The organism is Pseudoalteromonas sp. 3J6 (assembly GCF_903995135.1).
Lineage (GTDB): Bacteria > Pseudomonadota > Gammaproteobacteria > Enterobacterales > Alteromonadaceae > Pseudoalteromonas.
Map to the genome: position 1 here is coordinate 3,879,224 of NZ_LR877185.1, position 21,250 is coordinate 3,900,473.

Annotated in this window: 15 protein-coding genes; 6 read left to right on the forward strand and 9 right to left on the reverse strand. The window is 39.1% G+C overall.

What is annotated here, in order from left to right; genetic code table 11:
- Nucleotides 1-35 precede the first annotated feature (35 nt).
- The gene (locus P3J6_RS17780) at nt 36-695 is read left to right on the forward strand and encodes a hypothetical protein (RefSeq protein WP_138569547.1); all 660 of its coding nucleotides are present in this window, start codon (nt 36-38) and stop codon (nt 693-695) included.
- On the opposite strand, the gene P3J6_RS17785 is transcribed toward P3J6_RS17780, so the two are convergent.
- Nucleotides 687-1,403, reverse strand: coding sequence for an SIMPL domain-containing protein (locus tag P3J6_RS17785; RefSeq protein WP_075169840.1), 717 nt, complete (start codon nt 1,401-1,403; stop codon nt 687-689). The genes P3J6_RS17780 and P3J6_RS17785 overlap by 9 nt on opposite strands.
- A gap of 380 nt (nt 1,404-1,783) precedes the next feature.
- Between P3J6_RS17785 and P3J6_RS17790 the strand changes: the two genes are divergently transcribed.
- Both P3J6_RS17790 and P3J6_RS17795 read left to right on the forward strand, forming a co-directional pair.
- A complete protein-coding gene (locus P3J6_RS17790; protein WP_008113344.1) occupies nt 1,784-4,450 on the forward strand; it encodes a bifunctional acetate--CoA ligase family protein/GNAT family N-acetyltransferase in 2,667 nt (888 codons plus the stop codon).
- 8 nt (nt 4,451-4,458) lie between these two features.
- Nucleotides 4,459-5,403, forward strand: coding sequence for an ion transporter (locus tag P3J6_RS17795; protein ID WP_138609146.1), 945 nt, complete (start codon nt 4,459-4,461; stop codon nt 5,401-5,403).
- Nucleotides 5,404-5,429: 26 nt separating this feature from the next.
- Here the strand turns inward: P3J6_RS17795 and P3J6_RS17800 are convergent, their stop codons facing one another.
- The 3 genes from P3J6_RS17800 to P3J6_RS17810 are packed head-to-tail and all read right to left on the reverse strand — an operon-like array spanning nt 5,430 to nt 10,576.
- Complete coding sequence (locus P3J6_RS17800) at nt 5,430-9,935, reverse strand: EAL domain-containing protein (protein ID WP_198523685.1); 4,506 nt, start codon at nt 9,933-9,935, stop codon at nt 5,430-5,432.
- 17 nt (nt 9,936-9,952) lie between these two features.
- Entirely contained in the window at nt 9,953-10,360 is a 408-nt protein-coding gene (locus P3J6_RS17805) for a GNAT family N-acetyltransferase (protein ID WP_138609142.1), read from the reverse strand.
- Nucleotides 10,361-10,372: 12 nt separating this feature from the next.
- The gene (locus tag P3J6_RS17810) at nt 10,373-10,576 is read right to left on the reverse strand and encodes a DUF3283 family protein (protein ID WP_008113353.1); all 204 of its coding nucleotides are present in this window, start codon (nt 10,574-10,576) and stop codon (nt 10,373-10,375) included.
- A 222-nt stretch (nt 10,577-10,798) separates the two neighbouring features.
- Here P3J6_RS17810 and P3J6_RS17815 point away from each other — a divergent pair, with 222 nt between their 5' ends.
- Entirely contained in the window at nt 10,799-11,497 is a 699-nt protein-coding gene (locus tag P3J6_RS17815) for a transporter substrate-binding domain-containing protein (protein ID WP_178956576.1), read from the forward strand.
- On the opposite strand, the gene P3J6_RS17820 is transcribed toward P3J6_RS17815, so the two are convergent.
- Nucleotides 11,494-11,739, reverse strand: coding sequence for a DUF1289 domain-containing protein (locus tag P3J6_RS17820; protein ID WP_138609136.1), 246 nt, complete (start codon nt 11,737-11,739; stop codon nt 11,494-11,496). The two genes, P3J6_RS17815 and P3J6_RS17820, sit on opposite strands and share 4 nt — an antisense overlap.
- Nucleotides 11,740-11,837: 98 nt before the next feature.
- Nucleotides 11,838-12,971 carry a 1-acyl-sn-glycerol-3-phosphate acyltransferase gene (locus P3J6_RS17825; protein WP_198523686.1) on the reverse strand — a complete coding sequence of 378 codons (1,134 nt, stop codon included), beginning with the start codon at nt 12,969-12,971 and terminating at the stop codon, nt 11,838-11,840.
- Between the two features lie 440 nt (nt 12,972-13,411).
- Here P3J6_RS17825 and P3J6_RS17830 point away from each other — a divergent pair, with 440 nt between their 5' ends.
- Nucleotides 13,412-14,356: a D-2-hydroxyacid dehydrogenase gene (locus tag P3J6_RS17830; protein ID WP_198523687.1), complete on the forward strand. Its 945-nt coding sequence runs from the start codon at nt 13,412-13,414 to the stop codon at nt 14,354-14,356.
- A 174-nt stretch (nt 14,357-14,530) separates the two neighbouring features.
- A complete protein-coding gene (locus P3J6_RS17835; protein WP_131691685.1) occupies nt 14,531-14,911 on the forward strand; it encodes a DUF3192 domain-containing protein in 381 nt (126 codons plus the stop codon).
- Between the two features lie 13 nt (nt 14,912-14,924).
- Here the strand turns inward: P3J6_RS17835 and P3J6_RS17840 are convergent, their stop codons facing one another.
- The 3 genes from P3J6_RS17840 to P3J6_RS17850 form a co-directional block, all read right to left on the reverse strand.
- Nucleotides 14,925-15,824: a GGDEF domain-containing response regulator gene (locus P3J6_RS17840; protein WP_138609129.1), complete on the reverse strand. Its 900-nt coding sequence runs from the start codon at nt 15,822-15,824 to the stop codon at nt 14,925-14,927.
- Nucleotides 15,814-19,584: a PAS domain-containing hybrid sensor histidine kinase/response regulator gene (locus tag P3J6_RS17845; protein ID WP_198523688.1), complete on the reverse strand. Its 3,771-nt coding sequence runs from the start codon at nt 19,582-19,584 to the stop codon at nt 15,814-15,816. Before P3J6_RS17845 ends, P3J6_RS17840 begins: the two co-directional genes overlap by 11 nt.
- A 66-nt stretch (nt 19,585-19,650) precedes the next feature.
- The gene (locus P3J6_RS17850) at nt 19,651-21,042 is read right to left on the reverse strand and encodes a PhoH family protein (protein ID WP_010391619.1); all 1,392 of its coding nucleotides are present in this window, start codon (nt 21,040-21,042) and stop codon (nt 19,651-19,653) included.
- Nucleotides 21,043-21,250: the final 208 nt, after the last annotated feature.

Here is a 21,250-nt window from a genome sequence, read left to right on the forward strand (position 1 = left end):
AAGCTAGGATAAAGTAGGTATTCAAGGAGAACAGAATGGATCTAAGCATACAGCTACTCAATGCGCGTATTAAACAACAACAGTTTGATGAGCTTGATAACGACTTTAAAAAGCTTACTGACGCTCAAAAAGTGATGCAGCTTAATTACCTGTTTGAAAGCGCGTTACGCATGAGTATTAAATACGATTTTATGCAAAACATTGCCGTGCGAATTTTAGCGAGCAATACGCCACCAGCGCCGTTTATTGAACAGCTAACCAGTTTAGATGCACTGAGCTTTTTTACTCCTGCGCTTAAATTAAATAAAGGCTTTATTAGTACAGATAGCCATGGCAATAACGTGTTACATAATGTGTTCAAGCACGCAGCGCCGAGTCAATTGCCTTTTAACTATGTTCGCTCGTTAATGTTATTTGAATCTAATGAAGAGTTACTGCATGCATTGGCGCAAATCAATCAGTACGGGCTCACTCCTGTGGCCAGCTATATCGTTTATGCACATAAGCCCAACATTCCGGTAAAGCATGAATTCTCAGCCTTACTGGCATTAATGGAAATAGAACAAAAACAAAATCCTAGAGCAAAATTACAATTGCTTGAGGCATTAAAAAACGACCCTCCAAGCGAAATTACCTTGCTATTAAGCGCCGCATATTTACAGCGCTCTACTGAACAAGTAGCGGCACTAATCTGATAAGTAATATTCTACGCTAGTAACCACGCGTACATTTTTAATTTGCGGTGTGTTTGAATCCCGATCGCTAATACTAAACTGCCCTTGGCGTGCGGTTTTAATTTTACCTAAAAGGGAGTTTGAATCTTTCGCAAATTTATTTGCTACTTCACGAGCTTTTTCTGTGGCTTCTTGCACCATGGCTGGCTTTATATCGTTAAGCCCAGTAAAAATATATTCAATACGAGTTTGATAGTTATCTTGCACTATGGCTATATTTTGTTTAGCTAACTGACTCACTTTACTCAGTGCGTTTTTAACTTTATCAGGGGCATTAGAGTAAACAATAATATTTGAGCTAATAACGTATCTAAACTTTTGATTGTCGTTCGCGTATTCACGCGCTTGCTTATCAATAATAGATTGAGTGCCTGTCGATATTTCCTCATCGTCAAAGCCATGTAGCTTTAAAAAGGCAATTACGGCATCGTTTTTTTGCTCAACTCGCTCAACAAGCTTTTCAAGGTTGTTATCGGCGTCATTAAACTGCAGCGGCCAAATAACAGTATCAGCGACCACTTCACGCTCTGCTAAGCCTTTGACCTGAACAGTGCGCTCCATGCCTTTAATATCAAGTGCGGCTCCTTTGATGATAAAGCCCAATGCAATTAAGCCGATGCTTAAACAAACTGCTGCCATAACAACGGTTACATTCGATATTTTATTCACTTCACTCTCCTTGATTAGGGTCTGTTGACCTTTGCGGATTAAAGCTTGTTCAAACTAGGGGCGATTTAATCGCGGCGCGAGGTTTGTAACCTAGTGGGCTAAGTAAAAACCGAGCAACAAAGAGTAAATCGCCCCTAGGCAGAACCCTTCGGGCAGCGCCGGTTTGGCATTGATGCTGCGTTATCGCCTATTTATGGGGAATAACCACACCACATAGGCTCTGCCTTGCCTAAATACCAAACAGACTGCTGCAAGTTTAACCTTGAAAGGTCAACAGACCCTAATATCAATAATAAGCATGTTCACGCTCGAAAAAACACAATAAACAGGTTACATTGAGGCAGTACAGAACGCAAAACTTAATCAGCCAAGGAAACGCAATGAGTCTAAAACGTATTAACCAGTTTTTTAACCCAAGCTCTGTTGCTGTTATTGGGGCATCAAACACCGCCACTCGCGCGGGTAATGTGGTAATGCGCAACTTACTGCAAGGTGGCTTTAAAGGGCCTATTATGCCCGTTACCCCAAATCATACAGCGGTACACGGCGTATTGGCTTACCCCAGTATTGAAGCCTTACCTAAAGTGCCTGATTTAGCCGTTATCTGTACCAATAAAAACACCTTAATGAAAATTATTGAGCAGCTAGGTACGCTTGGCTGTCATAGTGCCATTATTATTGCGGATGGCTTAACCACAGTTCAAAAAAAGGCACTCAAAGAGAGCGCAGCTAAGCATAAAGTCACCCTGCTTGGCTCAAATTGCTTAGGGTTACTTATTCCGCATATAGGCTTAAATGCAAGCTTTTCTCATACTGTTGCCACGCCAGGTAAACTGGCTTTTGTATCGCAATCTGCAGCAGTTTGCTCAACTATTCTCGATTGGGCAAAAAATAAAGAAATTGGCTTTTCATACTTTGTATCTATGGGGGATTGTTTAGATATTGAGTTTGACGAAATACTCGACTTTTTAGGCCGTGATGCTAAAACCAAAGCCATATTACTGTACATCGATAATATTGATGATATCCGCAGCTTTATTTCTGCCGCTCGAGCAGCCGCATTTTCTAAACCTGTTATTGCTATTAAAACTGGCAGAACCAGCGCAGGGGCTCTCGCCGCTGAAATACACACCGGCGGAAAACAAAGCTCAGATGCGGTATATGATGCCATGTTTCAACGTGCGGGTATGCTAAGAGTAAACGACTTACGTGAGCTCTTTGCCGCCACCCAAACCTTGGCAATGCATCCTAAGTTACTGCAAGTAGAGCAACTTACCATATTAACCAATGGTGGCGGCCCTGGAGTGATGGCGGTTGATGAACTCATTCAAAGCTCAGGAAAACTTGCTCAGCTCAGTGATGAAACTCGCGAAGCACTTAATAAAGTGATCCCGCATTCAGACACCGCTGCCAATCCGGTCGATATATTTGGCGATTCTGCGCCAGTGCGTTATAAGCATGCGTTAGAAATATTACTAAATGCTAAAGAAGTTAAAAACTTACTGATCATCCACACTCCATCGGCTTTGGCCCCAAGTGAAAATTACGCTCAGGTTATTGTTGAGGCACTAAATAAATTACCAAAAATGGCACGCCCGTATGTAATTACTAATTTTATGGGTGAAGATGCCGCTTTTGCTGCAAGACGTATCTGCGCCAATAATGCCATCCCTACCTATCGTACCCCAGAAGGGGCGGTAGGCGCCTTTATGCACTTAGTAAGCTACCGTCGTAATCAAAAGCATTTAACTCAAACACCAGAATCAAATACTGACGATGCAACTATTAATAAAGTAGCAGCGAAAGCGACTATAAAAGAGTTTTTAAATGATGAACAACATTACTTATCAACCCATCAAGCAAGTCATATTTTAAGTAGTTACGGCATTGACTGTATTCAAACTGAAGTTGCCTACACTCCAACCGAAGCCAAAGAGCAAGCAATAGAGCTGGGCTTTCCGGTGGCATTGAAATTGATTAGCCCCAGTATTCCCTCTAAGTCTGAAGTCGGCGGTGTCGTACTAAACCTCAATGATGCGCAAGAGGTAGAGCAAACCGCATTTGCCATGCTGTTAAGAATAAAGAACACCTACCCTGATGCCATAATTGATGGTTTTTCGTTACAAAAAATGGCACCTCGAGCGGGAGCTAACGAGCTGCGTATAGCCATTAAAACAGAGCCTAATTTTGGGCCGGTTATTTTATTAGGTGAAGCCGGTACAGGGCTTGAATATGCACAAGCCGCAGTCGCTTTGCCACCACTGAATATGAACCTAGCTAAATATTTAATTGCCGCCGCCCATGATAAAGGCGTACTTAAAGATCGTGTTCTGCCAGAAAAAGTAGATAAATATCGCTTGTGTTCACTACTAACTCGAATTTCTCAATTGGTCGTAGATCAACCGGATATCACCTCGTTAGAGCTAAATCCTATTCTAGCTAGTAATGGCCAGTTTTTAGTACTTGATGCCACCATGAATTTGAATCAGTATCAGGCTCAAGCACATCGAAAACGTTTATCTATTCGTCCTTACCCTATTGAACTAGTTGAACAAGTCACTTTAAAAAATAATACCTTAGCAACGCTCAGACCAATCAAACCTGAAGATGAGCAAGCACATCAAGCGTTTGACCAGTCATTAACTAAAGAAGATAGGTATAAACGCTTTTTTGGTGAGTTACCACAATTTAACCACGATCAACTCGCGAAAATGACGCAAATTGATTACGACCGCGAAATGGCGTTTATTGTTACCCAAACACAAGACGAGCAACAGCACACCCTAGGGGTTTCACGAGTGATTATGGACCCAGATAACTTACAAGCAGAGTTTGCTATTGTAGTGCGTTCTGATTGCCAAGGGCTTGGATTAGGGCGTATTTTAATGAATGCAGCAATTTCTCATTGTAAGCGCCAAGGGGTAAAAACCGTTGAGGGGATCACCCTACCTGAAAACACTGGCATGATTGAGCTGGCTCGTAAACTCGGATTTAAAATTAGTCGTGATTTTGAAGAAGGCAGTATCAATATGTTACTCACATTATAATAATTATTATGCAGAAACTTAGACAAACCATCAACCAAGTATTTGAGTCTTCAGGTAAGTACCAACGGGCCGGTCACTTTTTAGATGCCCTACTAATCACTATTATTATGATAAATGTGGTGGCCATCGTACTCGAATCAGTGCACAGCATTGCCACTGAGTACTACAACGAATTTTTAATGTTAGAGCTGGTATCGGTTGCCATATTTAGTGCTGAATACCTAATACGTGCTTGGACCTGTGTAGATAGAGTAAAATACGCCTCTATGGATTGCTCCAATACACAAAAGCGGATCCGCTATATTTTATCACCACTGGCTATCATCGATTTAATCGCCATTTTGCCAAGCCTGCTAATGCTTTTCTTTGCTTTAGACTTGCGTTTTTTACGCGTACTACGTTTATTAAGAGTATTTAAGCTCACTCGTTATTCACGGGCTATGCAGCTGTTATTACAGGCATTTATTGATGAAGCAAGTTCATTATTGGCTGCATTTTTTATTATGGCAGTAGTACTTATTTTAGCTTCATGCGGTATTTATTTATTAGAACATGACATTCAACCAGACAAGTTTGGCTCAATTCCGGCCGCAATGTGGTGGGCAATGGCAACACTTACGACTGTAGGCTATGGTGATGTTGTGCCAATAACACCCATTGGTAAGCTGTTTGGTGGTGTCATCACTCTAGTAAGCATGGGCATGGTGGCTATACCCACTGGTTTATTAGCGTCGAGCTTTTCAGAGCAAGTTCGTAAACGTCGTCAGTTATTTGAAGATGCCACCCATGAGCAAATAACCGACGGTAAACTCTCCGACGAGCAATTACATCACCTAGAAGATCTTCGCTACAAACTCGGGTTAAGTAAGTTAGAAGCTAATAAAGCAATAAAAGCGGAACTTAATAAACGCAGCTCACATTTATTTTGTCGCCATTGTGGTAAGCGCCCTTAATAACACATACACAAAGCTGAGGCGCTTTAAGCTTGTGAAAATACAGGCTGCCAATCGCGCTCAATGAGCTCAAGCACTTGCTCTTTAGGCACCGCTTTACTGAACAAATAACCTTGAAAGTAGCTGCAACCTTGAGCTTTTAAGAAGGCCAGTTGATGTGCGCTTTCAACCCCTTCAGCAATACACTCTTTACCTAAACTGCTGGCTAAAGTCAGCGTGGATTGAATAATCGCTTCGTTATCCGAATCAATACCAATATCTTGCACAAAGCTGCGATCTATTTTTAATACATCAATGGGGAAGCGCTTCAAATAAGTTAACGAGGCATACCCTGTTCCAAAATCATCCATGTACAACTTACAGCCTAGTTGCTTTAATAAGTCCATATTTTTAAGCGCATGTTCTGAGTCTCGCATTAAAATAGACTCTGTTATTTCAAACACAATAGCCTCGGGCGGCAGCGCCGCATTATTTAGTGCTTGGCGAATTTCAGGTATAAGCTCAGCAAACTCAAAATCAAGTGCCGATAGATTAATTGATAAATATAAATCGGGGTTAACTGTGCGCCAACGCACTAATTGTACAAGTGCTCGTTTAAATGTTTGCAGCATAATTTTGGTAATTAAACCAATATTTTCAGCCACATTTGCAAACTCTTGCGTACTAGCTAGCTGATTTTCAGGCCAGCGTAATAACACCTCAAAGCCTACCGTTCTTTGTGTAGATGTACTAATTATAGGTTGATAGTAATTACAAAACTCGTGCTCATGATACGCTTTGATCAATTGCGACTCTAAATGCAGCGCCCTTTCAATTTTTTGATTCATTTCTTGTTTGTAAAACTTGTAACCACCTTCTAAACCATCTTTAGCATAATAGAGCGCCACATTTGATGCTTTTAACAGCGCTTTATAATGCGTCGCGTCATCAGGGAAAAGCGCCACCCCAATACTTAGATGAACCTTCACACTTTGGTTATTCATAGCAATGTCTTTACTCACACAATCCATAAGCTTGGTGCATATAAGTAATACTTCTTCTATTTGTTGAATATCTTCAACTAAAATAACAAATTCACCACCACTTAAACGCGCTACGCTATCACAGGGACGCAATGCTATTTTTAAACGATTTGCCACCAGCTTAATGATCTCATCAGCGCTTTCTGTCCCAAATGAGTCATTAAAGTATTTAAAGCGTTTTATATTTACGTGTATTAAAGCGACTTTACTGTGATGGCGATGCGCTTGATCTATGGCATGCATAGCTCGGTCGTTAAACAGAGTTCTGTTTGGCAAACCCGTTAGTGAATCGTAATTAGTTAATAAATGTAGCTCATTCTCAGCTGACTTTTGGGCATGAATATCCGTTAAAATAACCACATAACTGCTTAATCTTTGGCTTTCATCCGCTACAGCGCTTATTTTTACTAACACATGGCGCTGTTCCTTATTAGCCAATACCACAGTATCTTCACATGAGAAATGCTCACCTACTTCAAGTTTTTGCATAATGCGTAAATAATCAAAATAGCTACTGCGAGTCATACCTAAATTAAGTGAGCGAGTTGAACGAGGCTCTGCCGATAAAGCAAAAGCCGCTTGTAGCGACTTATTTGAAGCACGTATATTAAAGTTTTTATCTAAAATAAACACCCAATCTCGAGTCTGCTCAAACGCGGCAGTAAATAGTCGAGCGTGTTCTTCAAATGCCATCTCGCGTGTCATATTGGTATACGTACCCGCTACTTTTTGCGGAGTTGTTTCATTCCATTCAACCACTTTGCCAAAGTCTTTGTACCAGCGCCAATGACCTTTGGCATGACGCAATCGGTAAGTACAGTTAAAATATCCTTTGTCAGTTGATAAAAATTCTAACCACTCTAACCTAAAAATAGCACGCTCTTGTGGGTGAACTTTATCTAAGTAGTCATCTAAACTGACTGAGTCTTCCGCATAACCTAATTCGTTGACTAACCTTGGCTGATAAATATTTAACTGATTTGCTTGCCAATCCCATACCCCCGATTCACTCCCCTCTAGCGCAAGCTTTAAGCGCGCCTCGCTATCTTGGCTTTCTTTGTGTGCAGCTAATAAAATACGCTGTATTTTGTTACGTCTCATCACCCATGCAGTCACTACAGTGATCAACAAAATAGCATAAAGTGCTAAAAAGTAAGGGGCCCGCCATAACGGGTATTTCACTTTAATATTTAACGTTGCTGGCGGAGTATACTCACCCGTCAACGGATCCTTTGCCCAGACTTTTAACTGATAGCTACCGGGGTTTAATTTAGGAAACACCACGCGATTATTACGGGTATAACTTTTTTTACCTTTATCGAGCTGATATTCATAAATAATACGTTCTTGAAAACTGAATGACATCGCTGAGAACGCAATTTCAAGCCCTATATCATCATGATTTAAAGTAATATTTTTTAATGGCTGTTGTAAGTTAATCGACAAATTTCGAGACATTAAATTAATGCGAGTAATGTTGACATGTTCTAACAAACCTTGGCTATTTTTATTCTCTTTGGGATCAAAATAGGTAAAGCCTTTAAGGCTACCATAGGCAATTCGTCCATCATTTAATTTTGCCATAGCACCACTATTAAATTCAGCAGAAAGCACCCCGTCTGATGTAGTAAACTGCTGAAAATGAATAGTGTTAGGGTTTAGTCGCCATATTCCTTTATGACTACTCATCCAAATCATTCCCTCTTCATCTAGCACCATATCGTATAATAGTGTGCCTAATTTATTTTTATCTAAATCAATGGTATGCACTAATTCATAGCTGCTGGCATCAATTCCAATCAAACCAAAGTTAGATAAAGAGAGCCATAGAATCCCTTGCCTGTCTTCAACATACGAAAGAATTCTCACTGCAACATTGTCATGATGTTTGGGTACTTTATAAAGCGTATTTAAACTGAGCTCATCAGGATTAAACTGGTATAACACCCCACCACTAAAAAATAGCGGCCACTTTGGCTGAGAGGGCAACGGCGGTAAAAAGCCATGTGCTAAGAACGGGTCAAATTGGGAAAATTCGCCTTTTAATGGGGTTAAAATCAGGCTATCAATATTATATTTAAACATGCCATGATCAGGGTGAACAAAATATAAATCACCATTTTCTAACAAGGCAATACCATGCATCCAGTCGTTTAAAAATATTTGGTTCTTGGGGCTGGCAGTTTTAGGTTGAGTAAGCTGCTGGGTTTGGGGGTCAAAAATAAACAGCCCTCGGTTTGTTTGTAACCAAAGTTTATTTTTGTAAGGCATAATTTTGAAAATAGTAAATTCTGTGGTTAGTAAATCAACTTTATAATCTTTTAAATACACCGTTGAGGTGTTATTTTTTATATCAACCGCAGTTAAACCATTATGGGTACCTAACCATAACTTATCTTGGAATTGTTTAATTGCCCAGACTGAGTGATGCGAAAATCCATCCCCTCCCAGAGCATTTCCCTCTACATTATAAAACTTATAGTTGTCTCCCGATAAATAAAAAGCACCATCAGTTTTAGTCGCAAGCCACATACCGCCTGATTTATCTTTTACCATATCAATAATGCTGGTATCGGCAAGGGTGTATTTACTTTGTTGAATACGTTTATTTTTAACCACCGTTTTGGTGGTCAAATTAAAGCTGAGCAGACCTTTGTCTGTTGCTAAATCAAGAACCCTCTGCTGATTATCTATATCCCAAACATTTAAATCAGCCAGCAGCTTTTCATTTGTAAATGACTGCTCATTATTATTAAACAATGCCTCTATATTGCTAATATCAACAGCGTATAAACCTTTAACAGCCCCAACCAATAACTGATTACTATCACCCAGTGCAAATGACTTCACATTGTTTTGATAGATGTGTACATCGGTTTCGCTTAAATGCTCTAGAGGGCGTACTTGTTGCGTTGCAATATTAAATACATAAGCACCGTCTGTACTGCCAATAAAGATATAGCCATTGTAATGAAACAAGGTACGTACAAATGCATTTTCAAATTGCTCAGGCAGCTTAAATAAAGGAGTAATAGAGCCACTGGCTATATCAAGTTTTGCAAACACTCGCCCTTGTCCAATCCACAAGGATTTATCATCTTTGGCCAACATAGTAAAAACAGACTGCTGAAGAATTTGCTCTTCTGTCACTGGCTTTTTTAGATACTGCTGATAGGTATTTGTTTGCGGGTCATACCTGAAAAGCCCCGCTAACAAGGAAGCAATCCAAATTTGTCCTTCTGGATCTTGGTATATGCGATCAATAATGGTCTCTTCTAACTCACCATTTGGGCCATTAATTGGAATAACCTGATAGCCGTCGTAGCGATTTAACCCTCCTTCAGTAGAGAGCCATAAATAGCCATTATTATCAATAAGCATAGTATTAACGTAGCTTTGAGATAACCCTTCGCTCGGGGATAGCCTTTTTACTTGCGCTGTTGCAGCGAGGCTTATGAGCATAAATAGCACAAACATGGCTGTGATAAACCTATTAATACAGATGCCCATGTGTTTCCTATGCTGATTTAGGGTTGCTGATATTTCAATGCAATAATATTGCGGTGCTTGTATGCATCAAATAGCGTTAATAACTCAGGAGTATATGTTAACACCTGGTTAAAACCAAGTGCCTGATAAAAATCAGTAATATGTTGGTAAGCGAATGTGTAAACAACGTCGGTTTGCTGATTTAAAAGCGTGCTTAACAGCTTTGTTGCAACACCAGTTGAGCGGTATTCAGGGGCCACAAAAACAGTCGATAAAAATAAAAAAGTCGGTTTATGTTGTAAGCGGCACGCCGCAATCATCGTGTGGTTATCGTAAGCGACCCACAGTTGGTCTTGTTTATTTGCGCGACCGCGAACTTTATGTAAGGTATAAAACTTATTTATTAAGGGCGTTTTAACTGGTTCTAATTGTTTTATAACAACCATAGCAAGTAAACTCTAACTTAGCATAAGTGCCAAATATTGCTCAAACTTTTGCTTTAAAAAACCTTGCTCCGCAACAGGACGACTATGCAGGGTGTCGTAAACTTGTTCACGCGTTTTCTTGCCACGCTTAATTTGATATGCCCAAAATGAAGCTTCGTAGTCTAACTGAATTTGATACTTTTGCTCTCGTGGTAAATCACACAGGTTATAACTCATATTACCCCTTTCACTGGCCCGATAAAACTTAGATTATACGTTTAAACTTATAATAAACTAACTCTATAGCGAATAAAAAGAATCTGCCGTAAATAATCTAAGGGGATCAATAATTGTTAAAGATAGACTTTGCTAGATTATGACTAGAAACTGGGCAAAACACAGCCAATTTGTTATTATACCCACCTACTCATTTGCCTCTAATAGACTGGAAATACTGACGTGTTTAAATACTCTAAAGGACTACTTGTATTAATAGGTTTAGTTTTTAGCAATCCGTCATTTGGCCATAGTTACAGCTATACATTTAATCGCCCGCAGAACACCCAGCAAGCAAATTATACTATTGAGCTATTACAATTAGCGTATGCAGATATAGGCTTTAAATTAAATATTATCGATTTTAATCGCCAGAATGCATTATTTGCGGCAAATAATGGCATGTTAGATGGGCAGCTTGCTCGTGATATTAGTATTGAAAGTGCTTACAAAAACTTAATTCGAGTTAATTACCCGTTATTTAAATTTAGTCTTGAGCTTTATAAGCACTGTGAACCCAGCTCTACTAAAACAATGGATAGCGTTGCTATTATAGCCAGCTACCCTGTGCAACAACGATATTTAGACAGTATTGATTTTCAAGGCGAGGTTATTGAAGTAAAAAATAATACCACTCAATTAAATTTACTGATCCAGCAAAAAGTAGAAGCTGCATTACTGATTGATTTTGCGATGGCCAATAAAACTATTCCTCCTGCTTTAGGTTGCTATGAAAAACAAGTGGTTGCTACCTACCCGCTTTATCATTATTTACATAATAGCCATGCGAGTATTGCTTTGCAGCTTGAGACTACACTTAAGAAATTACACAACAATGGCACGGTAGCTAAACTCAGGTCAAAGTACAAACTACAATTTTAAAAATCAAAGCCTTGCTGCCGTGTTGGCGAAGCGGTTTGCTCAGCTTTATTTTTTTGCTGTAAATAACGTTTATAGCGTTGTTGGCATAGGCTCAATACTTTCTTTTTTTGGGCATTGGTTAACGAATTCCACGAAAATCGCTCATCACGACTGCGATAACATCCTTTGCAGTAGCCTCGATTATTAACCAAGCAAATACCTTTACAAGGGCTAGGAATATCAAATATTTCAATTTGTTGCATCAAACCCTCCAGTCTAAAAAAGCATAGCTTGAGTATAGCGCTATTTTTGTGCAAAAAAAAAGCAGCCAATTAATTGCTGCTTTTATCTTAGCTGTTAATTAATGTTCACAGCTTTGTTCATCTACTTGTGTTTTTCTATGATACGGTTTGGCGTACATCGCTAGTACCAAAGATCTTAATTCTTCTGGCACTTTTGCTAAACGCTCTGCAAATTGTGCTGCATCATTTTTATTTATAACCGCTTCAGTACAACCACCCGCAATATAATTGCCTGGGTGCAAATAAAACGAATCAATTATTTGCTTATCAATGGTTTTTGCCAATTCATCGGCACTATCGCAATCTGACTGAATAGGCTGGCCAAACGATAAGTGCACATGCCCTTTGGCTGAACTAAAACCTTCAACAATGCTAGCAATATCTTCACCCGCCGATTTCACATATTTACCATGATGCTGTTTATGGTAAAGCTCTTTTGCCTTAGCTATTGCACAGGGTTCATATTGGTAAGATATTGCAACCGGCACCACTTTTAGTTCTTTAATGTATTCGCCAAATTCTTTCTTTTGTTTACGTCCATTTAGTTGCAGCATTTTTAATAGTGCGGGATCGGTTTGATCTACACCATCTTTGGCACGGCCTTCTTTTTGAGCAATCCAAATAGAATGCCCACTGCTGAGTGAGTCATAAATATAAGCCGATAATTGAGTCAGCGCTTTTAACATCTCCTTTGGAGCTTTAGCTGAGCGTTTTACAATAAAACTTTTATTTAAACGCATAAGCTCAGTAATGTATGGGATTTGCAGTAAGTTATCACCAATCGCAATTCTCACGGTTTTCATTTTATACTGAAAAAGGCCCCAATTAACCAATGCAGGATCGAGTACAATGTCTCTGTGGTTTGAAACAAAAAGATAGGCTTGATCAGGGTCTAACGCCTCTAAGCCCGAAAAAGTAACGTTTGATGTGGTGCGGTTTACTAATTTATTTAAGTAATGTGCAACTTCATTTTGTACATCTTCAACTGTTTTAACTTTGCCCCATTTTTTACGCAACTGATGCTTTATTATAGCGCGTGCTAAAAACCCAACTGCGGATATAAAGCGTGGCAAATTATACTTTGCTATCACATCAAGAAACGCATTATCGTTAATTAATCGCGTTAATGAGGCGGCAACTTCATCGTCATTGTAAGGTCTTATATCTGCGTACTTATCTTCTAGTTCTATCATTTACTGCATCTACAAAGTTAAAAACGGCGCGCGAAAACGCCCCGTTATGTCTGATTTTGATTATAACTCAAGCAAAAATACGAAACTAGCAATACTAAAGTTCGATTTACTGAGTTTTCATAGCGTTATAGTTTAGTACTGAGCATCATTGCCAGATTAACCGCTCATGTGTATAAACTATAGCTATTAATTATTAATTCAAATGGATAGACCTTACTAATAGCACTTTGTTCAAGTTAACTTAGCAAGGCAGTTGGTCATAATAACATGCAAGTTAACCCTCAGTGGGCAGACCACATTTAAATATGACTTTACTCCTGTTAATGTGAACACAATAAGCTAAGTCTAAATAAATCTATAACATTCAATTAAATAATGATCTTTTTATCTGCGTACAGAGGTTACTCCCTCTCTAACACATACACATATTAGGACACACCGTGAATATAACAATTCTTGATAACGCAACACTGGCAAACACGTCACTGGATGGTATTTCAGCACTTGGAGAGCTCACAGTGCATCAGCTAACTAGCCCTGAGCAAGTATTAGCGCATAGCCAAAATGCAGAAGTTTTAATCACCAACAAAGTGGTGATTAATCGTGACACTATGATGCAATTAAAATCATTAAAGCTCATTTGTGTTAGTGCAACGGGTACCAATAATGTTGATTTAAATGCCGCGAAAGACTTAGGCATAGCAGTTACTAATGTTGCCGGTTATTCGACCCCTTCTGTTGTTCAGCATACCTTTTCGTTGATCACTAACTTATTAGGTAATACTCACCGCTATCAAGCAGATTGTCAGCAAGGCGCGTGGCAAAAAAGTGAGATGTTTTGTCGACTGGATTACAACTTTAATGACATCCAGGGCAAAACATTAGCCATTATTGGTGGTGGCACTTTAGGTAATGCAGTATCTAAAGTGGCTGAAGCGTTTGGCGCCAATGTAATTATTGCAGAGCGCAAAGGCGCAGCGTGTCGCAACGGACGCACCCCGTTTGAAACAGCAATAAAAACAGCAGATATTATTAGCGTTCACTGCCCACTTAATGATGAAACACGCGACTTAATTACACTTAATGAATTAAAAATGATGAAACCGACTGCGCTAATTATTAATACCGCACGCGGCGGGATAATCAATGAAGCAGACTTAGTAGAAGCATTAAAAGCCAATATTATTGCCGGTGCGGGCGTTGATGTACTTACCAAAGAGCCCGCTGAGCTGACCAATCCTCTGGCTAATTATACGGGTGATAACTTACTACTTACCCCACATATAGCGTGGGCGAGCACTGAATCTATCGTGCGTTTAGTAAAAGAAGTGAGTTTAAATATTGCAGCATTTAGCCAACACGAGTCGCGTAACCGCTTGGTTTAATGCCATAAAAGTAACTTAGTCAAAATTACTAAAAAGTGGCTTTTTAGATTTATATTTTAAAAAAGCCACCACCCCACCAAACACAATAAAAACAAGCTATTGATTTTTAAGACTTTAAAAACTGGCCTAGTCTTTGCTATATTGTTTTTAATTAATCATCTAGGGTAATAAAAAATGAAAAAAACACTTTTAATTGCTGCACTTACCGCTCCTTTTTTAACGGGTTGTGTAATCGCTGTATCAGATGGCGAAGCAGAGGGTCATTGGGCAGGTAATAGCTCTTCAGGTTGGCAAGCAACACATAAAAACAATCGTGAAATCATTTCAGGCTTGGCAATGGATAGCTCGTATCAGTCGGTGTTAAACCAACTAAAAACACCTAACTTCACTGAATTGTTAAAAAAACAGGATGATGTTTACCAAGTCTTGTTCTACGCAACACACAGCATTCATTCAGATGGAAAAATGACCAAAGATGAATGTACACCGCTCGTTTTCAAAAATGATAAATTAGTGGGTATTGGTAGTTCAGCGTTATTGATGCTAACAAATTAAGCTCTCGAAAATACTATTGGGCGCTAATTTGATTGCGCCCTGACTTTTTAGCATTATATAAACCTGAGTCAGCCTCTTCTAATAACGCTTTCTCGGTGTATGCTTGACTGCTCTCACTTGAGGCAATTCCAATACTAATAGTAATGTGTGAAGCATTTAAAGATGCGTTGTGTTCTATATTCAAGTCATTAATAGCTTTGCGTAATTTATTAGCAAACGCAATAGCGCCTTGCTGATTGGTTTCTGGTAATACTGCAACAAACTCTTCACCACCATAACGGGCAACAAAATCACTGCCACGTTCACATTGAGCCACTAATGTTTGCGCCACTGCTTTTAAACACTCATCGCCAGCACGATGACCGTAGTAGTCGTTATAGCGCTTAAAGTGATCAATATCGATAAGCAGTACACACATGGAGGAATTATTACGCTTACTTCTTCGCCACTCTCGTTCTAAGTTTTCATCTAAATAACGTCTGTTAGGTATTTCTGTTAAACCATCAATAGACGCAAGCATTTCTAATAAATCGTTTTTTTGCTTAATGAGTAATTGATTACGTACACGCACTTTAACAATAGAGGCACAAAATGGCTTAACAATGTAATCCATTGCGCCTAACTCTAAGCCTTTTGCTTCGTCTTCATGAGAGCTATTCGCTGAGATAAAAATAATGGGGATTGTATGGCTTAGGCTGCTTTCTTTAAGCTCCACCAGCACGTCGTAACCATTCATGCCTGGCATCATAATGTCTAAAATAATTAAGTCTAATTGTGTGTGCTTAACAAATGCCAACGCCTCTTCACCACTAGCCACTAAGTAAACCTCATGCTCGTCACTTAGGGTTTTTTCTAAAATGATTCGGTTAAGCGCATCGTCATCTACAATTAATATTTTTGCTTTATTTATCATTACTTACATCTAAACTTTTTATATAAATTTGCACTTGCTCTAACTGTATTATTAATTCTTTAATTGCAGCTGCAGCGTGATCGCTGTTCGCTTTTAATACTTGCTCAGTATGTTGAGCACACAATAATAATCGGTTAAAACCTAAATTTCCTGCTATCCCTTTTAAACTATGCACTAAGCGTACCATTTCAATACTAGGGTTGTTGTTTTGAAGCTCAGCTGAATATGATTCACTTAATGTCGCTAACTTGTCTAACATACTGTGCAGTACAGAGTGATCATCATCAAACTGAGACAAAGCAAAGGCTTTATCGAAAAAACATGGCGTAGCGATGCCAAGGCTTGCGATTGCTGTAAATAAAACTGGCGCAACCACAGGCTTAGTTAAATGTTTATTCATCCCACCATTGAGTGAGCGCGAAATGTCGGCTGGTTCACTATGCGCGGTTAATGCAAAAATAGGTAATTGCTGAGCGTCAAACTGTTGGCGTATTATTTCAGTCGCTTGATAGCCATCAATTTTGGGCATTTGAATATCCATTAAGACTAAGTCGGGGCGTAAGCTACTTACCAATTCAATCCCTTTTTGCGGGTCATTGATCGTAACAACATTTACTCCAGCTTGACTCAAAATACTGCTAATAATATCGAGGTTCAATGGATTATCGTCTATCGCTAACACTAATATTCCTGAGACTGTATCACGCGGTTTTTGTGCTTTGTTTTCAATTGCCTTCACTATTTTTTGCGAGCTCAAATTAAGTAATCGCTGTGCAAGTGCGCTTGAGGGTAAGAACTGGGTAATAAGGGAATCATTTATTGGTGGCTGTTCGTCTTGATTATCTGTAATAACAACAACCGAAATAGCAGCTGTACGCAGTGTTGCTTTTATTTTTGGTGTTAAAAAGGCCGACAGCTCACACGCATCAATGATTATTGTGTGCGCTTGCAGCAAATATTCTGGTTCAGCGATTACCCTATTAAGCGTTTGGTTATTAATAACAGGATACGCTTTAATTACTTGATTAAGTAACGTACTTTTAGCGCTAGTAATTACTAATAACTTATTTTCATCACGAGTAACTTTGTTGGTATCGGTCGCTAAATCGAGCGTAAAGTAAAAATAGCAACCTTGTCCTTTATCGCTATCAAGTGAAATTTCCCCGCCCATTAATGCCACACTGTGTTTTACTATTGCCAGCCCTAAACCTACTCCTTGATGCTGACGAGTGGATGACTCATCGCCTTGGGTGAAGGCATCAAATAAACGGCGTTGATCGGCTTGAGCAATCCCCTCACCTGTATCTATAACCCCAAAACAGATACGCTGTAACTCATTACGGCTACTTGGCTGTAACTGCATTTTTAATGTCACGTTGCCTGTAGGAGTAAATTTAACAGCATTGGTTAATAAGTTACCTAACACTTGTTGCAAACGAATGGAGTCGCCAACTAAAAAAGGGAAAATATGTGGGTCAATATCAATTTGTAGCTGTATCTGTTTAGCTTGGCATAAAGGCAAAATTAAGCTTTCGCAGGTATCAATCAAATCAACTAGGCATAAAGGCGCTAATTGCAGCGTTGCTTCATTACTTTCAACACGCGCAAAATCAAGCATACTATTAAGCATTTGTAATAAATTATTGGCTGCATACGTCGCTTGGCTGGTCAGTTGCACTTGTCGCTGCGTTAATCCATGCTCTACTAACATGTCTAATAGCCCTAGTATGGCATTGAGAGGAGTACGTATTTCGTGGCTCAAATTAGCAATAAAGCGACTTTTAGCCAAGGTGGCTCGCTCTGCATCATCTTTGGCTTTCGTAAGCTCAGTAACATCTTGAATATGAATAACATAATATAGCGGCTGAGCATTTTCATTCCAAATTAATGACATACTCAACTGCAACCAAGCATTTAATTGAGTATGCGCAAAAGTTAAATGAAACACTTGTTTTTTGTTTTGTAATAGTTGCTGCAGCAAGGCGTCGAGTTCTTGCCACTGCGTGTCACTAAATAGTGTATCAAACGGGGTATCTGTTAATTGATGATGTTTGGTAAACAGTTTTCGCGCGGCTTTATTAACCTGTAAAATAGCGTACTCAAGTGAAAGTAAAAACACCCCATTAGCAGCAAATTCAATGGCACTTCTAAATTTAGATTCCGACTCTTTTAATGCATATAGAGTATGTTGCTGCGCAGTAATATCGCGACCAATTCCCATTGTGCCTAGCAATTGGCGCTGTTCATCATAAAACGGAGCAATCGTTAACTGATAAGTTTGCTTAGCAACGTCTATACGCTGCTGAATTTGCATTTTATGCTGTAATGCTTGCTGTTCCAGCCGCTGGATTTGCTCGTAGCTGCGACTAATGCTATGCATATTTTGACCAATAAGTTCGCTTTGGCTCTTACCTATAAACTGCTCAAATGCTTTATTACACCCTAAAAAGGTGCCGTCTGTATTTTTAAAATATATAAAGTCAGGCACGCTGTTAAGTACTGTATTTAGCAGGGCTAAATGTCGCTCTTTTGCTTGGTCACTATGTTTTAATTTTTCAGATTTGAGCTGCACCTGCTCATCTAACTTTTTATTAGCATTTTGTAATGAAATAACTAAACGTTCATTTTTCGCAAAAATAGCTTTCACCTTAGCAAACCAAGGTTGCCAATTTAATGGTACTTTGTAATTTAAATAACCCGTGTTGTCATCGTTATGATGTTCTAAGTAACGCATTAGCTCTGTCATAGGCCTTATAAATATACGCTTGCTTAACCAAAAAAAGACATAAAACATCAAGCATAAAAATAATGCTAATGAAATAAACTCCAACACCACTTCTTGCACAAGGCTACTGGTAAGCATTTGCTTATCAGCAAGAAACCCTAAATGAATCGGAGTCTGATCTGAGGGTTGAATTAAAAAAAGCGGTTCAGACAGGGCCGTAAGCTTTGATGAGCGCGTATTAATTTGAGGCCAGTATGCCGAAAAATTTATCGCTTGGTTAATTGACTGCTGTGAACTGGCAATAATTTGATTTGCTTGATTAATAAAAACATACTCACCTTGCTTAGAGGTGATTTTGTTTAACCAACCAGAGATAGCCTGCAGTTCATAAATTAAAACAATATAATCAGAGGAATTTAGTTCACGCTGTCGCCCAATCGCAAAATATGCCTTATTACCTAAATTGATGACTGCACTCGAAGCCAATTTGTTTGATGACAGTAAGGGTTTAAAGTCGCCATTCAATAGCGGAGTAAATATATTATTTCGTGTATTGTCGCGTCGAGTTAAGTATGCAAACCCTCGTTCATCAACATACGCAATAGAATGCACAGATGAAAGCAGCGCTAAAGTGGTATTAAAAGAGGGTGCAAGCGATATAACCTGCTGCCATTGTAAAAGTGCCGACTCAGAATAACTAAACTGACCTTTACCTGCAATTTCACCGTTTAAATGTTCAAATTGGCGATAATAATAATGCTCATATTGGTTAATGTTTTCTGTAAGATTATAATTTTCTACAAGAAAAGTTTGCTTGTTATACATAACAAACATTGCATCAACCAAGTCCCCCATTGCTTGCATATCATGATCAAGCTGCGCAGATAATGCATTAAAATCAGTGGTCTTTTTTGTTATTGCACGTTCCATTTTTATATTATAAAAATGCAAACACAAAAAAGAGGCCACTAACAAAGGCAGTGCTAGCGCCACAAAAACAGAGCGATGATAATGTTCTAACGGTAAAAATTTCAACAAGTTACCTAATTATTGGCTCAAAAATCAAACTGTAGACTATCGAGCCAAGATGTTAAGCGCAAGTTATAAATTCTCCTCGGCAAATGACGCTAGTCGACTTCTTACTACACCATTAAGATTAACAGTAGCGCCGCCTTCAAAGTGCTTAAATCGCTCCACAATATAGGTAAGTCCAGAGGTAACCGCGGTTAAATAGTTACTGTCTATTTGTGCTAAATTTCCGGTACAAATAAGTTTAGTTCCTTCACCACAACGGGTAATAATGGTTTTGAGCTGAGAAGCCGTTAAGTTTTGGCTTTCATCTAAAATCACCACCGCATTTTGAATGCTTCGCCCACGCATAAAGTTCACCGATTTAAACTGAACATTGGCTTTTTCCATAATGTAATTACGGCTTGAAACAGGGTTCTCATCTCCTTTATGCAGCACCTCTAAGGTATCAGTTATGGCAGCCAGCCAAGGTGCCATTTTCTCTTCTTCGGTGCCAGGTAAAAAGCCAATCGATTCGGCAATTTCAGGGGTGTTTCGGGTTACAATCACTTTATCGTAAACACCTTTTTCTATCACCATTTCCAGTGCACAAGCAAGCGCGAGTAAGGTTTTACCACATCCCGCAGGGCCGGTTAAAATAACAAGTTCAATAGAAGTATCGAGCAGTGCATCTAGTGCCATTGCTTGGTAAATATTTTTTGGCTTTATTCCCCAGGCGCTTTGATGCATTAGTCGCTCTGCACCAATATCTTTAATGGTAATATGCTCACCATCGTAAGATTTGACTCTAGCGGCAAACTGATCGCCATCATCAAGTAAATACTCGTTACAAAACACATCAGGAATCAAATCTTTAGGGATATGATGAACTGTTTCACGCCCGTGTTGTTCAGTATTACACTCGCCAACATGCTGCCAAAAATCACCTGTAATTTTTTTATAACCGCTGGTAAGTAAGGCGATATCGTCAATAAGCTGATCGGTACGATAATCTTCAACATATTTAAGCCCCGCCCCTTTGGCTTTTAAGCGCATGTTGATATCTTTAGTAACCAGTATGACTTTTTTATCACTGTGCTGATTTTGTAAGTGCACCGCGCAATTAATAATGCGGTGGTCGTTTTCATTGCCCGGTAAGCCGGAAATAGAATCGGCAAATAAATGGTCATTTACAATCAGTAAGCTTCCCGTTAATCCGCCTTGTTTATTACTTGGTAGCGCAACCCCTTGTAACATTTGCTCGGGAGAGGCCTGGCTGAGCACTCCATCAAGTCCACGAATGGCCACTCGGGCATCGCGACTTACATCGTGTTTTCTATCTTTAATGTGATCAAGCTCTTCCAATACAGTCATTGGAATAACCACTTGGTGTTCTTGAAATGACAAATACGCGAGGGGTTCATGAAGCAATACATTGGTATCTAGCACATACATTTTACTATCAAGGTTCGAAGCTTTTTCCATAGCACTTTCCTTACGTTTTATGATTTTTATGCTATACCCAATAAACTAATCAGTGTGACTAATAAACTTGATTAATTACTTAGGTATAATTTGAGTTTAGTCTATTTGTCATAAAAGTCTGTTTTATGACAAATATCATTTAGTTTGAATTTCCTACAAAATCGGCGCACTAATCAGTGCTTATAGATAGGAATAATTCACACTTATA

Bases quoted from the DNA above. Each gene is read 5' to 3' on its own strand.
- P3J6_RS17835 (WP_131691685.1), top strand. From the start codon at position 14,531: ATGAAAAAAACACTTTTAATTGCTGCACTTACCGCTCCTTTTTTAACG.
- P3J6_RS17840 (WP_138609129.1), bottom strand. From the start codon at position 15,824: ATGATAAATAAAGCAAAAATATTAATTGTAGATGACGATGCGCTTAAC.
- P3J6_RS17825 (WP_198523686.1), bottom strand. From the start codon at position 12,971: ATGATAGAACTAGAAGATAAGTACGCAGATATAAGACCTTACAATGAC.
- P3J6_RS17780 (WP_138569547.1), top strand. From the start codon at position 36: ATGGATCTAAGCATACAGCTACTCAATGCGCGTATTAAACAACAACAG.
- P3J6_RS17810 (WP_008113353.1), bottom strand. From the start codon at position 10,576: ATGAGTTATAACCTGTGTGATTTACCACGAGAGCAAAAGTATCAAATT.
- P3J6_RS17800 (WP_198523685.1), bottom strand. From the start codon at position 9,935: ATGGGCATCTGTATTAATAGGTTTATCACAGCCATGTTTGTGCTATTT.
- P3J6_RS17790 (WP_008113344.1), top strand. From the start codon at position 1,784: ATGAGTCTAAAACGTATTAACCAGTTTTTTAACCCAAGCTCTGTTGCT.
- P3J6_RS17805 (WP_138609142.1), bottom strand. From the start codon at position 10,360: ATGGTTGTTATAAAACAATTAGAACCAGTTAAAACGCCCTTAATAAAT.
- P3J6_RS17795 (WP_138609146.1), top strand. From the start codon at position 4,459: ATGCAGAAACTTAGACAAACCATCAACCAAGTATTTGAGTCTTCAGGT.
- P3J6_RS17850 (WP_010391619.1), bottom strand. From the start codon at position 21,042: ATGGAAAAAGCTTCGAACCTTGATAGTAAAATGTATGTGCTAGATACC.
- P3J6_RS17820 (WP_138609136.1), bottom strand. From the start codon at position 11,739: ATGCAACAAATTGAAATATTTGATATTCCTAGCCCTTGTAAAGGTATT.